This window comes from Streptomyces sp. NPDC013317 (genome assembly GCF_055563155.1).
Map to the genome: position 1 here is coordinate 640,336 of NZ_JBVHDX010000001.1, position 13,138 is coordinate 653,473.

The following is a 13,138-nucleotide window of genomic DNA, read 5'->3' on the forward strand; positions in this document are numbered from 1 at the left end:
CACGGCCCCTCGTCGGCGGTGACCGAGTCACCGGTGCCCGGATACGTCCCGCTCCGCGGCGGTCGCCTCGCGGTGGGCCCTGCGGGCCGCCGTCGACGCCTCCTTCGCCGTCTTCCGCGCCGTCCGCTGGGCCGACTTCGCCTCGCGCAGCCGTTCTTCGAGTGCGGCCACCTGCTCGTCCGCCTCGGTCGCGCGGGCCTCCGCCGCCCGGAGGTCCTCGTCCCTGCGGCGTGCTTCGGCGAGCGCCGCCTCCGCGGCCTCCTTCGCCGCCTTCTCCGCCGCTCGCTCCGCCGCCTTCTCCGCCGCGGCCTCGTCGTCCGCGGCACCGGTGGCGGCGGGCTCGGGGCGGGGCGGGACGGACTCCGGGGCGATCGCGCCGAAGCCGACCGGGCCCTGAGGGGGCTTCACCAGCCGGCCCGACGACCACTCCTCCGCGATGCCGGGGTCGGCGAGCACCGCGCGGAAGAGCTGCTCGACCTCCTGGCGGACCGAGGCGCTCAGCGGATGGCCCGCCTCCTCGGCGACCGTCGCCGTCTCCCGGACCTCGGCGGCGATCACCTTGTTCTGCACACCCGCGGCCTCGCGCATCCTCGCCGCGTCCAGCAGCCGGGTGGCCTCGCGGAGCGTCTCGCCGAGCGCGAGCAGCCGTCCGACGTCCTCGGGCCGCTCCCGTACGAACCGGTTCGAGGCCCAGGCGGCCAGCGTGGGGCGGCGCAGTGCGGCGATCCGCTTCGCCCCGGCCGCGTCCCCGGACTTGCGTGCCTCGGCCGTCCGCGCGTCACGAGCCGCCACGAATTCGTCCGGTGCCACCCCGTACAGCTCGTCGCAGACCTGCTCGACGTCCATGCCCTCACTCCCGTACGGCCGGGGCCGCCGCCCCGGGCTCGCCCTCGGCGGCCTCGCGCGCGTCCCGCAGCTCCGTGTAGACCGACCAGACCACCGACACCAGCGGCACCGCCACCACCGCCCCCACGACCCCCGCGGCGATCGCCCCCGCGATCACCGAGATCGCCACCACCAGCGGGTGCAGCCGTACGGCCCAGCTCATCACGATCGGATGCAGCAGATGCCCCTCGATCTGCCCGATGATCACGATCAGTGCGACGACGATCGCCGCCACCCAGGGGCCCTGCGAGGCGAGCGCCACGACGGCGGCGACCGCCAGCGCGATCGGCGAGCCGATCAGCGGGACGAACGCGGCCGCGAACTCCAGCAGCGCCAGCGGGACGGCCAGCGGAACGCCGAGCAGCCACAGGGCGAGACCGACGAGGACCGCGTTCACGGCGGCCACCAGCACGATGCCGTGCGTGTAGCCGGTGAACGTACGCCAGGCCGCCCGGCCGCCGATGTCCATCCGCACGCGCACCGACCCGGGCAGCTGTTCCCTCAGCCACGCCCACTGCCGGTCGCCCGAGTGGATGAAGAAGACCGCACAGAACAGCGCGAGGGCCAGCGTGGTCAGGACCTCCACCAGCCGGTGCGCGCCGCTCATCGCCTCGCTGAGCAGCGCCGAACGATGACTGGAGAGGAACTGGCCGATCCTGCCCTGGACGTCCGAGAGCGCCTCCGGGTTCAGCCGGAAGGGCGGCCGCTCCAGCCAGTCCTCGATCCGGTCGACGCCGTCCCGGAACTCGCGCACCAGGGTGGTCCGGTCCTGCTCCACCGCCTCGCCGACCAGCGCGAGGATCCCCAGGACCAGCGCGATGCTGCCGAGGATCGTGACGGTCACCGCCAGCGGCCGGGGCAGCCCCTTGGCGACCAGGTCGGCCACCGGGCGCAGCAGCGCGGTGCCCACCAGGCCCAGGAACACGGCCACGCCGATCTCGTGGAAACGCCCGAGCACGGCGAAGAGGCTGTAGATCACCGCCCCGACGACGAGCAGCCGCCACGCGTACGCGGCGGCGGAACGGAGGAACGGGATCACGTGCGGCGGAGTGCCTTGCATGGCCAACGACGTACCACCCCGGGCCGTGCGGGCCACGCAAGAGGCCCGGTATTCGGCCGACCGGGCTCAGGAGGTGCGCGTACAGGGTGAACCCGGGGGCCGGGCCGGTGTCGGCGCCGGACCGCCGACCGGTGCCGGTGAGGATCGGAGGATGGGCGTCGTTCTGCCGGTCCTCTTCGCGTTCTGCGCCGCGTTCAGCAACGCGCTCGCCACGGTGCTGCAGCGCCGTGCCGCACTCACCGTCCGTCAGACCGACACGTTCCGGCCCGGTCTGATCCTCGATCTGCTGAAGCGCCCGCTCTGGCTCGCCGGCATCCTCGCGGTGATCGTCGCGGGTGTCGGGCAGGCGGCGGCCCTGGCGACGGGCCCGCTGTCGCTCGTGCAGCCGCTCTTCGTCCTGGAGCTGCCGCTCGCGCTGCTGATCGCCTCGCTGATGTCACGGGAGCGGCTGCCGTCGGCGCAGTGGCTGGCCGTGGCCGCGGTGGTGGCGGGCCTCGGTGTGGCGCTCATGGCCGCCTCGCCGGACGGCAATCGCACGCACGTGCCTCTGGACCGCTGGGTCCCGGCCCTCGTGGTGTGCGCCGCGGCCGTGGTGGCCCTGGCCTTCGCCGGACTGCGCAGGCCGCCCGGCCGGGCCCGTGCCGGTTGTCTCGGTGCCGCCACGGCGATCTGCTACGCGCTCACCGCCGGACTGATGAAGACCTCCATGCACATCCTGGACGAGGACGGTGTGACCGGCTTCCTGACGGCCTGGCAGACGTACGCCTTCTGCCTCGCCGGGATCGCCGCCCTCCTGCTGCTCGAACACGCCATGCAGGGCGGGCCGCTCGTCGCCTCCCAGCCCGCGCTGACCCTGGGCGACGCCACGGTGAGCCTGATGCTGGGCATCCTCATCTACGAGGAGGACGTGCGGATGGGATGGTGGCTGGTTCCGGAGCTGCTGGGCGTCGGTCTGATCGTCTTCGGCGTCTTCGCCCTCGCACGGGCCGGGGTGTCGGGATGAGCCGCGCGGCAGCTCCGTCCCGGAACGCCCCTCGCCGCGACCGGCACCTCGGCTACGTGGCGGCTGCCGTGGTCTTCGCCATCGGCATGGCCGGCACGACGCTGCCCACGCCGCTCTACGGGCTGTACCGCGAGGAGCTCGGCTTCTCCGAGCTGATGGTGACGGTGATCTTCGCCAGCTACGCCGTGGGCGTCATCGCCACCCTCCTGCTCGTCGGCAACCACTCCGACACGGTCGGGCGTCGCCCCGTGCTCTGGACGGCGCTGGGCCTGGCCGCGGTGAGCGCGGTCTGCTTCCTCCTCGAGGACGGGCTGGCGTACCTGTTCGCCGGACGGCTGCTGTCCGGCTTCTCGGCCGGACTGCTGAGCGGGGCGGGGACGGTCACCGTCCTGGAGCTGGCACGACCGGACCGGAAGTCCCGCGCGGGGTTCGCCGCGACCGCCGCGAACATGGGCGGTCTCGGCTGCGGACCGCTGATCTCCGGCTTCCTCGCGCAGTACGCCCCGAGGCCGCTGGAGCTGCCGTTCCTGGCCCACCTCGCCCTGGTCGCCGTGGGCTGCCTCATCGTGCTCCTCCTGCCGGAGACGGTCGCCCAGCCGCGGCTGTGGACCCGGCCGAAGCCGCAGGGCCTGTACGTACCGGCCGAGGTCCGCGGCGTCTTCACGCCCTCGGCGCTCGCCGCCTTCGCCGGGTTCTCGCTCCTCGGCCTCTTCACCGCGGTGGCACCGAGCTTCGTCTCGCACACGCTCGGGATCACCAACCTGGCCGTCTCGGGCCTCGTGGTCTTCTCGGTCTTCCTCTCCTCGACCGTGGGGCAGTCATGGACGTCCAGGATGGCCGTACGCGTCGCCCTGCCCCTCGGCTGTCTCGTGCTGGTGGCCGGTCTCCTCCTGGTCGGCGCGTCCCTCTGGGTGGAGGTGCTGCCCCTCCTGGTGGCCGGAGCGGTCTGCGGAGGGATCGGCCAGGGGCTCGCCTTCCGCGCCGGACTGATCGCCGTCGGCGAGGCGGCCCCGCCCGCGCACCGGGCGGCGACGGTCTCCTCGTTCTTCGTCGTCGCCTACGCGGGCATCTCCCTGCCGGTCGTCGGCGTCGGCGCGCTGACCGAATGGGTCGGCCTCGACAGCGCCGGGCTGATCTTCACCGGCTGCGTGACGCTCCTCGCCGCGGCCACCGGCCTCCACCTGGCCCGCGGCATGCGCCACCCGGAGTCCTGACCCGCTCGTCCTGCCCGGGCCCGGGAAGGGTCCGGCCCGGGTCTCGTCCGGGGCCCGTCGTCCTGTCCCCGGCCCGGTCCTGCCCCGGGCCGACCCGTCAGCTCAGCTGGCGGCGGACCAGTTCGTGGAAGAGGCCGGTCGAGTCGGCCAGCAGCTCCGCGGGCGTGCCCTGCTGGACGATCCGGCCGTCCGCCATGGCGATCACCCGGTCGGCGTCCATGACCGTGGACAGCCGGTGGGCGATCACCACACGGGTCGCGTTCAGCGCGCGCGTCGACTCGATGACCACCCGCTGGGCCTCGTTGTCGAGCGCACTCGTCGCCTCGTCGAAGAAGAGGATCCGGGGCCGGCGGATCAGCGCCTGGGCGATCATCAGCCGCTGGCGCTGCCCGCCCGAGATGGTGCCGCCGCCGTCGGAGAGCATCGTGTGCAGGCCCATCGGCATGGCCTTGATGTCCTCGGCCAGACCCGCCATCGCCGCCGCAGCCCAGACGTCCTCCAGGGGGAACGTCTCCGCGCCGCAGATGCAGTCCAGGATCGAGCCGGAGAACGGCTGGGCGTTCTGCAGCACGACACCGCACTGACGGCGCACCGCGGCCTGGTCGAGTGCCGCCAGGTCCTGGCCGTCGTACCGGACACCGCCGGAGGTCGGTGCGTCGAAGCCGATCAGCAGCCGCAGGAGCGTCGACTTGCCGCAGCCGCTGGCGCCGACGATCGCGACGAACTCTCCCGGGCGCACCTGGAAGCCGACGCCGTCGAGGACCAGCGGACCGTCGTCGGAGTAGCGGAAGGACAGGTTCTCCGCCTCGATCGCCCCGCTCAGCACGCCCGGCTGGGCGCTGGAGCCGCGGACCTCCGGCGCCTCCCGGAGCACCGGCCTGACCTGCTCGAACATCGGCTGCACGGCGGCGGCCGACAGCAGCGCGCCGGTCAGCTGGGTGACCGACGACAGCAGCATCGTCACCGCAGTGCTGAACGTCAGGAACTCACTGGCGGACATCGACCCCCGGGCCGGACCGGCGAGCAGCATGAACATCACGAGCGTGCACAGCGGCAGACAGACCGCACCGAGCACCGTGAGGACGTTCTTGATCCGCCCGACGCGCTGCTGCAGCTCGCGGGTCCGGGCGAACTCGCCCGCCCAGGCGGCGTACGCGAAGCTCTCTGCCGCCGCCACGCGCAGCTTCGAAAGGCCGCGCAGGGTCTGGAACGCCTGGTTGTTGAGCCGGTTGCCGAGCCGGATCAGCTGTCGCTGGTACCGCAGCTGCCACAGCCCGAGGCCCAGGAACACCGCCGCGACGGTCAGCAGCATCGCGAGCGCCGCGAGGGCCAGCGGCACGCTGTAGACGAGCAGCAGGACCAGGTTGACCGTGCCGACGGTGCCCGCCTGGAGGACGACCGGTCCGATGCCGGACAGCACCCTGCGGATGGCACTGATGCCCATGGCCGCACTGGCCAGTTCACCGGTGGAGCGGCCCGTGAAGAACCGCGTCGGCAGCCGGAGCAGCCGGTCCCACACCGCGGGCTGGAGGGTCGCCTCGATCCGGCCCTCCATCCGCAGGACGGAGATGTTCTGCAGCAGCATGAAGGCGGCCGAGACGACGCTCGTGGCGACGATCGCCAGCGCCGTCTGCACGATGAGACCGTTCTCCGCCCGGGGCACGTACTCGCCCAGCACCTTGCCCGTGGCGATGGGCACCAGGGCACCCAGGCCGACCGCGACGAGCCCGCTCAGCAGCAGGGTCCGCAGCTCCGCGCGGGTGCCGAGCAGACTGAACCGCAGCAGCGCCGGCAGGCTGGACGGCCGGTCGGGCAGCGGACGGTAGAGCATCACGGCGCGTGGCTCGAAGGCCGCCGCGCCGGCCCTGCCGAGGCGCTCCCGCTCACCCGTGGCGGGGTCGACGGCCTCGTACCGGCCGCGCCGCCACAGCAGGGCGACCGGGCTCGCGTCCTCCTCGCGGCGCCCCACCAGCGGCCCGCTGTACTCCCGCCACCAGCGGCCGCCGAGCCGTACGTCCCGGGTACGGACGCGGGAGGCGAGCGCGATCCGTTCGACGGGGTCGAGGCGCCCGGGCAGGGCGAGTGCCTCCGCCTGACCGGCCAGCGTGATCCGGGCCTCGTCGGCCACCAGCCTGCACACGGCGTACGTCGCGTCGTCACCCGCCCGCCCGTGCGGGCCACGGCCGGCGCCCGCACCACCCGGGCCGGACCGGCAGATGGAGGCGAGCAGCGCCTGGTCCGCCTCGGTCCTGGCGGCCCGGCCCGCCTCGATCCCGGCCGCCGTACGGTCCTCGTGGGCGCGCTCCAGCTGATCGATCCAGCTGTCCAGGGCGTACGACAGCCGGAACTGCTGGTCGACCATGCCCTGCCACATCGTCGGGTCGACGAGGAGGGTGCCGGCGGAGTCGTCGCCGTACCCCTCGTACGCCGCTCCGTAGCGCACGCTGCCGGGGGCGATCTGCATCCAGAGCACGTCGTCGTCCGCCCCGCCCGCGTCGTTGCCCGGGCGGTCGTCCAGCGGAGCCTGGTAGAGCACGCGCAGACCACGGCCGATGCCGAGGGAGAAGGCGTGTTCGAGGGGGCTGAGCCGCGCTTCGGCCGAGCCGTACGGATCTGGGTCGGCGTACCACTGTCCGTCGTACCACTGCCCGCCGGCGTACGACAGCTCGCGCAGCTCCACCCGACGCAGCAGACACCCCTCCAACGGCCGTCCGATCAGGGTGTGTTCGGGCCCTTCCACCGGTCCGAGCAGCAGCGCGCCCGCCTCCAGCCGGCCCAGGAAGTGCCAGGGGCCGAGCTGTGCGGCGTCGACGGCGAACAGGTCCATGGCGCCCTCGACGACGAGCCACACCACGTGCGGGCCTTCGAGCGAGAGACTGCGCGCACCGGTGCAGTCGACCGCGGTGCCGAGGCCGCCGAGGGCCGCGACGACGGGGTCCGCCACGACCGCGGCCGGATGGGTAGGCTGATGAGGGAACGTCACCTCAGTGCTCCTTGACCAGTTCGGCGTACGCGCCTCCGGAGGCGACCAGATGCGCGTGCCGGCCGCGCTCCACGACCGTGCCCCGGTCGAGGACCACGATCTCGTCGCTGTCGCGCACCGTGCTCAGCCGGTGGGCGATGACCACGCAGGCACAGCCGCGGCGCCGCAGGTTGTCGATGATGATCTGCTCGGTCGCCGCGTCCAGGGCACTGGTCACCTCGTCGAGGACCATGACGGTGGGCCGGCGCACCAGCGCCCGGGCGATCTCCAGCCGCTGGCGCTGCCCCCCGGAGAAGTTGCGGCCGTCCTGCTCGACGCGGCTGTGGATGCCGCCGGGACGGCGCGCGACCACGTCGTACACGGCGGCGTCCTCCAGGGCGGCGGCGACGGCCTCGTCGGGGACGGAGGGGTCCCACAGGGCGATGTTGTCGCGGACGGTGCCCTCGAAGAGGAAGACATCCTGGTCGACGAAGGAGACGGACGCGGCCAGGGCGCCGCGCGGGATGTCCTCCAGACGCATCCCGTCGATCCGGATGGCGCCTTCCCAGGGGGTGTAGAGACCCGAGATCAGCCGGGAGACGGTCGACTTGCCGCTGCCCGAGCCGCCGACCAGCGCGACCTGCTGGCCGGGCCCCACCGTGAGCGAGAAGTCCTTCAGGAGCGGGGGATCCAGCGGGCTGTAGCCGAAGGTGACGGCGTCCAGCTCGACATGGCCCGTGAGACGACGTGTGCGGGCCGGCGGCTCGCGCCGCGTGTAGACCGGGTCGACGGGGAAGTTCTCGACGTCCTTGAGGCGGGCGACGTCGGCGGCGAAGTCCTGGATCCTTCCCGCCACGCCGTTGAGCCGGGTGATCGGCGCGGTGAAGCTCGTCACCAGGGCCTGGAAGGCCACGAGCAGTCCGACCGAGAGATGGCCCTCCACCGCCCTCAGACCGCCGATCATCAGGATCAGCGCGCTGTTGAGGGCGGCCAGGGTGGGCGCGACGACCGCCAGCCAGGCGCTGGGCACGCCCAGCCTCTGCTGGATGTCGAGCGTGGTGGCGTGCTGCCCGGCCCAGCGCCGGAAGAAGCCGTTCTCGCCACCGGTCGCCTTCATCGTCTCGATGAGCTGAAGACCGCTGTACGAGGTGTTGGTCAGCCGGGCGCTCTCGGCGCGCAGCTTCTGGGTGTCGGTGGCCCGCAGCCGGATCACGATCCGCATGGCCAGCACGTTCAGCAGCGCGATCAGCACGCCGACGACGGTGAGCTGCGGGTCGTACGTCCAGAGGAGCACCGCGTAGAGGAGCACCACGACGGCGTCCACGCCGGCGGCGGCCAGGTCGCGGGCGAGGGTCTCGGCGACCGCGTCGTTGGACTGCAGGCGCTGGACCAGGTCGGCCGGGTTGCGCTGGGTGTAGAAGGTGAGGGGAAGTCTCAGCAGATGCCTCAGGAAGCGGGCGCTGCCCAGTGTGGAGGCGATGATGCGCCCGCGCAGCAGGTTGGCCTGCTGGAGCGCGGTGAGGGTCGCGGTGAGGACGAGGGCGGTCGCCATCGCCGCGAAGAGCACGCCCAGCAGCGACGTCTGGTTCCCGATCAGGAACATGTCGATGTACGTGCGGCTCAGCGCGGGCACCCAGGCGCCGACGACGACGAGCAGCAGGCTGGAGATCACCGCGGCGGCCATCGTGCCGGAGGTGCCGCGCAGCCGGGCGGGCAGGGCGCCCATGACGCCCGGCTTGCGGCCGCCGCGCCGGAAGCCGGGCCCGGGCTCGAAGGTGAGCACGATCCCGGTGAAGCTCGTGTCGAACTCGTCCATGGGCACGAACCGGCGTCCCTTGCCCGGGTCGTTGATGTACACGCCCCTGCGGCCGAAGCGGCGCCCCATGCCGTCGTAGACGACGTAGTGGTTGAACTCCCAGAACAGGACGGCCGGGGCCGCCACGTCGGCGAGGGCGGCCAGGTCCATCTGCATGCCCTTGGCCTGGAGTCCGTAACCGCGTGCCGCCTTCAGGAGGTTGCTCGCGCGCGAGCCGTCGCGGGAGACGCCGCAGGCGATGCGCAGCTCTTCGAGCGCCACGTGCCGGCCGTAGTGGCCGAGCACCATCGCCAGGGCGGCGGCGCCGCACTCGACGGCCTCCATCTGGAGCACCGTGGGGGTGCGCACGGTACGCGGCCGACGGCCCTTGGGCGTGGGCCCGCGACGGCGTCGGGCGGGCGGCAGCCGGCGCGCCGATGCCCGGGAACGGGAGCGGCTCCGGTCGCGGGCGGACTCCGGCGGGGCGGTCACGGCAGCAGCCAGTCGACGGGGCGCTGCGCGGAGAGGTGGACGGCGCCCGTGACGGGCGTACCGGAGTCGACCGGGTGCGGGGGGCCGTCCGTGGAGGACCAGCCGTAGCCGGAGGCCGTCGAGGGGGAGCGGTCGAGGCGGACGACCACCGCGACCGGGTTGCCCTGCCGGGAGAGCTGCGCGGCGAGCCCGCTGTCGCCGAGGAAGGCGCCGATCTGGTCCCGTGTCTGGGGTGTACGACCCACCGCCTCGACGCGTCCGCGCAGGAGGCCGTAACGGTCGCGGGGGACGGACTGGACGCCGAGGTCGACCCGCGCACCCGCCCGGATCGCCGTGGCGTCCTCGCCGGGGAGGTACAGCACGGCCACCAGCGGGTCCTCGGGGTCGGTCACGCGCTCCACCGTCGCCACGTCCGCGCCGGTCGTGACGACCGCGCCCATCCGGGCGTAGAGGGTGGTCACCCGGCCGCCCGCCACCGCGCGCACGGGCCGGTCGCCGTCGTCCGTACGGACGGTCAGCACCGGTGTGCCGGGGGAGACGGACCGGCCCTCCTCGACGAGGACGTCGGTCACCTGCCCGGCGACGGGGCTCTGCAGGAGATAGCTGCCCTCGCCGTGGGTGAGGACACCGGGCGCGTTGAGCTTGGCCGCCACCGTGCCGGTGAGGGCCCAGTAGCCCGCGACGGCGATCACGACGACGGTGACGGCCAGCACGAGGCGCCCCTGAGGGCGCGCGAACCGTACCGGCACATCGAGTTCTTCGGGTGATTGCAGCTTGGAAAGCGCCTTCTGGCGGAACTGCACGGACTATTCCCTCGACTGCATTCGAATCGTTCGGATACGGGGAGCCCGTGAACCCCGGAACCGTTGAGGGTTCCGGGGTTCACGGGCGATATTCGGCTCAGAGACCGGCGAGACCGGTGATGCCGGCGGTGTTCACCGAGACGCCGGTGATGCCCTGGGCCAGGCCGGGGACGCCGGTGGCCAGGCTCTCGACACCCTGGACCGTGTTGAGGGAACCGACGGTGCCGAGCAGGCCCGTGACGTCGCCGGTCACGGCGCCGGCGAGGCCACCGGAGACGGAGACGAGACCGCCGGACACGGCGTCCAGGTCGGCGTCGGAGATCTCTACCGTCTCAAGGTCGTGACGCATGATGCGCACCCTTCATTCGTTGGGGGGGAATCCGTTTCTGCGGCCGCAGGTGGCCGATCAAAGCATGCGAACGGGTTACCGGACCAATTCAGTTGACGCTTCGTCGCGGACGTTTGTGTACCTGAGGCGACGTCCGTGACCCCATATTCACGGAATGCCGACACCTTCTTCGCAGGAACGAGTAACAGATTCCGGAGCCACTGAACGCGGGTGGAATGTAACGGACATAACCGGGCCACCCGGACGGCTTCCGTCACCTCCCGGTCGAGGAATCGTGAAGGGGGCCGCTCCCAACACGCTCGCGATGTGCAGGTTTTCGGCAGGCGCGCGGGCGGGGACCGGCGGCACAATGCGGTGTGTGAACGATGACGATCCGTATCTGTGGCTGGAAGACGTCGCGGGTGAGGCCGCGCTGGCGTGGGTGGCCGAGCGGAACGCCGAGACGGCGGCCGAACTGGCCGCCGACGACGGCTTCGCCTCCCTCGAACAGCGCCTGCGGGACGCCCTGGACGCCTCGGACCGCATTCCGTACACCACCCGGCGCGGCGCGTTCCTCTACAACTACTGGCGGGACGCCGAGCGGGTACGGGGCGTGTGGCGGCGCACGTCGCTGGAGCGGTACCGCAAGGACGAGCCCGAGTGGGAGGTCCTCCTCGACCTGGACGCGCTCGCCGAGGCGGAGGGCGTCGCCTGGGTGTGGGCGGGCGCGCGGGTGCGGCGGCCCGAGGACGACCTGGCGCTGGTGTGTCTCTCGCGCGACGGCGGCGACGCCGTGGAGGTCCGCGAGTTCGACCTCGCCACCCGGTCCTTCGTCGCCGGGGGGTTCGTGGTGCCGGAGGCGAAGACGCGGATCGGGTGGATCGACGCCGGCACCGTCTTCGTCGGCACCGACCTCGGCCCCGGCTCGCTGACCGACGCCGGCTATCCGCGCACGGTGCGCCGGTGGCGCCGGGGCACGCCGCTGGAGGAGGCGGCGGTGGTCTTCGAGGCCGAGTCCTCGGACGTGTCGGCCTGGGGGATGCGCGACACGACACCGGGTTTCGAGCGCGACTTCGTCGGCCGAGCAAGGGACTTCTACCGCGGCGAGACCTTCCTGCTGACCTCCGGCGGGGACCTCGTGAAGATCGACGTTCCCGAGGACGCCGAGGCCTACGCGCACCGCCGGTACCTGATCGTCACCCTGAGGTCCGCGTGGCTGGGCCGGCCGGCCGGCTCGCTGCTGGCCTTCGACTTCGACGCCTTCCTGGCCGGCGACCGTACGGCGGAGGTGCTCTTCACCCCCGACGAGCGGACCGCGCTGGCCGGACACTGCTGGACCCGGCACCATCTGCTCCTGGAGACGATGCGCGACGTCAGCACCCGCATCGAGGTCCTCACCCCGGCCGCGGGAGGTGGCGGCTGGGCGCGCGAACCGCTCACCGATGTGCCGCCGCTCTCCGCGGTCACCGTGGTGGACACCGACCCGGACGTCTCCGACGAGTACTTCCTCGACGTGTCGGGCTTCCTGCAGCCCTCCACCCTCTACCGGGGCCGGATCGGCTCCGGGACCGAGATCCTCAAGCGGGCCCCGGAGCGCTTCGACACGGCCGGCCTGGCGGTGGAGCAGTTCTTCGCGACCTCCGCCGACGGCACGCGCGTGCCGTACTTCGTGATCGGCCCCGACCGCGCCCTCACCGGCCCGGGTCCCACGCTGCTCTACGGCTACGGCGGGTTCGAGGTCTCCCTCACCCCCTCCTACGGCGCGGTGCGGGGCCGGGCCTGGCTGGAGCGCGGCGGCACCTACGTGATCGCGAACATCCGGGGCGGCGGTGAGTACGGACCCGACTGGCACCGCGCCGCTCTCGGGGCCGACCGGCCGCGGGCCTTCGAGGACTTCGCGGCCGTCGCAGGGGAACTCGTCGGGCGGGGCATCACCACCCCGGCCATGCTCGGCGCCGCCGGCGGCAGCAACGGCGGCCTGCTCATGGGCGCGATGCTCACCCGGTACCCGGAACTCTTCGGTGCGATCGTCGCCCAGGTGCCGCTGCTCGACATGATCCGTTTCCACCGGCTGCTCGCCGGCGCGTCCTGGATCGCCGAGTACGGCGACCCGGACGACGAGGCGGACCGCCCGCATCTGCGCGAGCTCTCCCCGTACCACCGGCTCGCCGCCGACCGCGTCTATCCGCCGGTCCTGCTGATGACCTCCACCCGGGACGACCGCGTCCATCCCGGGCATGCCCGGAAGACCGCCGCCCGGCTGCGGGAACTCGGGCACCGGGTGCTGCTCCACGAGAACACCGGCGGGGGTCACGCGGGCGCCAGTGACAATGAACAGTCCGCCCGCAAGGACGCCCTGATGTACGCCTTCCTCTGGCAGCACCTCTCACGACGTGAAGAACCCGCGCACATTGTGTGACGCATTCGCGCCAAAAGGGTCGCGATTCGTCGCCAACTCGCCATGAATCTCTCGGTCCATCGTCCAAAAAACCGCTCTGACCAGGGGTGACCCCGGTCGGGCGGTGGGGGCTGAATCGAGCCTTCATGGAATCCCGGGTGCGGGGTAGGGTCATGCCCGTTCGCACATCCGTGCCCC

The 13,138-nt window shown here is 72.7% G+C and carries 9 protein-coding genes; 3 read left to right on the top strand and 6 right to left on the bottom strand.

Going from position 1 to position 13,138, the window contains the following annotated elements:
- Positions 1 to 27 precede the first annotated feature (27 nt).
- Together ACZ3IJ_RS02780 and ACZ3IJ_RS02785 are read right to left on the bottom strand one after the other, a co-directional pair.
- Positions 28 to 846: a hypothetical protein gene (locus tag ACZ3IJ_RS02780; RefSeq protein ID WP_467465849.1), complete on the bottom strand. Its 819-nt coding sequence runs from the start codon at positions 844 to 846 to the stop codon at positions 28 to 30.
- 4 nt (positions 847 to 850) lie between these two features.
- The gene (locus ACZ3IJ_RS02785) at positions 851 to 1,945 is read right to left on the bottom strand and encodes an AI-2E family transporter (RefSeq protein ID WP_467465850.1); all 1,095 of its coding nucleotides are present in this window, start codon (positions 1,943 to 1,945) and stop codon (positions 851 to 853) included.
- Positions 1,946 to 2,096: 151 nt separating this feature from the next.
- On the opposite strand from ACZ3IJ_RS02785, the gene ACZ3IJ_RS02790 reads away from it, so the two are divergent.
- Both ACZ3IJ_RS02790 and ACZ3IJ_RS02795 read left to right on the top strand, forming a co-directional pair.
- Positions 2,097 to 2,948, top strand: coding sequence for a DMT family transporter (locus tag ACZ3IJ_RS02790; RefSeq protein WP_467465851.1), 852 nt, complete (start codon positions 2,097 to 2,099; stop codon positions 2,946 to 2,948).
- Positions 2,945 to 4,162 (top strand): MFS transporter, encoded by a 1,218-nt coding sequence (locus ACZ3IJ_RS02795; RefSeq protein ID WP_467465852.1) that lies wholly within the window; start codon positions 2,945 to 2,947, stop codon positions 4,160 to 4,162. Before ACZ3IJ_RS02790 ends, ACZ3IJ_RS02795 begins: the two co-directional genes overlap by 4 nt.
- A gap of 97 nt (positions 4,163 to 4,259) precedes the next feature.
- Here ACZ3IJ_RS02795 and ACZ3IJ_RS02800 read toward each other — a convergent pair whose 3' ends face one another.
- From ACZ3IJ_RS02800 to ACZ3IJ_RS02815, 4 genes are all read right to left on the bottom strand, one after another.
- Entirely contained in the window at positions 4,260 to 7,145 is a 2,886-nt protein-coding gene (locus ACZ3IJ_RS02800; protein WP_467465854.1) for an NHLP bacteriocin export ABC transporter permease/ATPase subunit, read from the bottom strand.
- A 1-nt stretch (position 7,146) separates the two neighbouring features.
- Positions 7,147 to 9,411: an NHLP family bacteriocin export ABC transporter peptidase/permease/ATPase subunit gene (locus tag ACZ3IJ_RS02805; protein ID WP_467465855.1), complete on the bottom strand. Its 2,265-nt coding sequence runs from the start codon at positions 9,409 to 9,411 to the stop codon at positions 7,147 to 7,149.
- Positions 9,408 to 10,214: a biotin/lipoyl-containing protein gene (locus ACZ3IJ_RS02810; protein WP_467465856.1), complete on the bottom strand. Its 807-nt coding sequence runs from the start codon at positions 10,212 to 10,214 to the stop codon at positions 9,408 to 9,410. The genes ACZ3IJ_RS02805 and ACZ3IJ_RS02810 overlap by 4 nt, the downstream gene beginning before the upstream one ends.
- Before the next feature lie 97 nt (positions 10,215 to 10,311).
- Positions 10,312 to 10,563 carry a hypothetical protein gene (locus ACZ3IJ_RS02815; protein ID WP_391796311.1) on the bottom strand — a complete coding sequence of 84 codons (252 nt, stop codon included), beginning with the start codon at positions 10,561 to 10,563 and terminating at the stop codon, positions 10,312 to 10,314.
- 349 nt (positions 10,564 to 10,912) lie between these two features.
- On the opposite strand from ACZ3IJ_RS02815, the gene ACZ3IJ_RS02820 reads away from it, so the two are divergent.
- On the top strand, positions 10,913 to 12,961 hold the full coding sequence (locus ACZ3IJ_RS02820; protein WP_467465858.1) for a prolyl oligopeptidase family serine peptidase: 2,049 nt from the start codon (positions 10,913 to 10,915) through the stop codon (positions 12,959 to 12,961).
- Positions 12,962 to 13,138 lie beyond the last annotated feature (177 nt).

Coding starts and splice junctions, on each gene's coding strand:
- ACZ3IJ_RS02780 (WP_467465849.1), bottom strand. CDS start 846: ATGGACGTCGAGCAGGTCTGCGACGAGCTGTACGGGGTGGCACCGGAC.
- ACZ3IJ_RS02785 (WP_467465850.1), bottom strand. CDS start 1,945: ATGCAAGGCACTCCGCCGCACGTGATCCCGTTCCTCCGTTCCGCCGCC.
- ACZ3IJ_RS02790 (WP_467465851.1), top strand. CDS start 2,097: ATGGGCGTCGTTCTGCCGGTCCTCTTCGCGTTCTGCGCCGCGTTCAGC.
- ACZ3IJ_RS02795 (WP_467465852.1), top strand. CDS start 2,945: ATGAGCCGCGCGGCAGCTCCGTCCCGGAACGCCCCTCGCCGCGACCGG.
- ACZ3IJ_RS02815 (WP_391796311.1), bottom strand. CDS start 10,563: ATGCGTCACGACCTTGAGACGGTAGAGATCTCCGACGCCGACCTGGAC.
- ACZ3IJ_RS02820 (WP_467465858.1), top strand. CDS start 10,913: ATGCGGTGTGTGAACGATGACGATCCGTATCTGTGGCTGGAAGACGTC.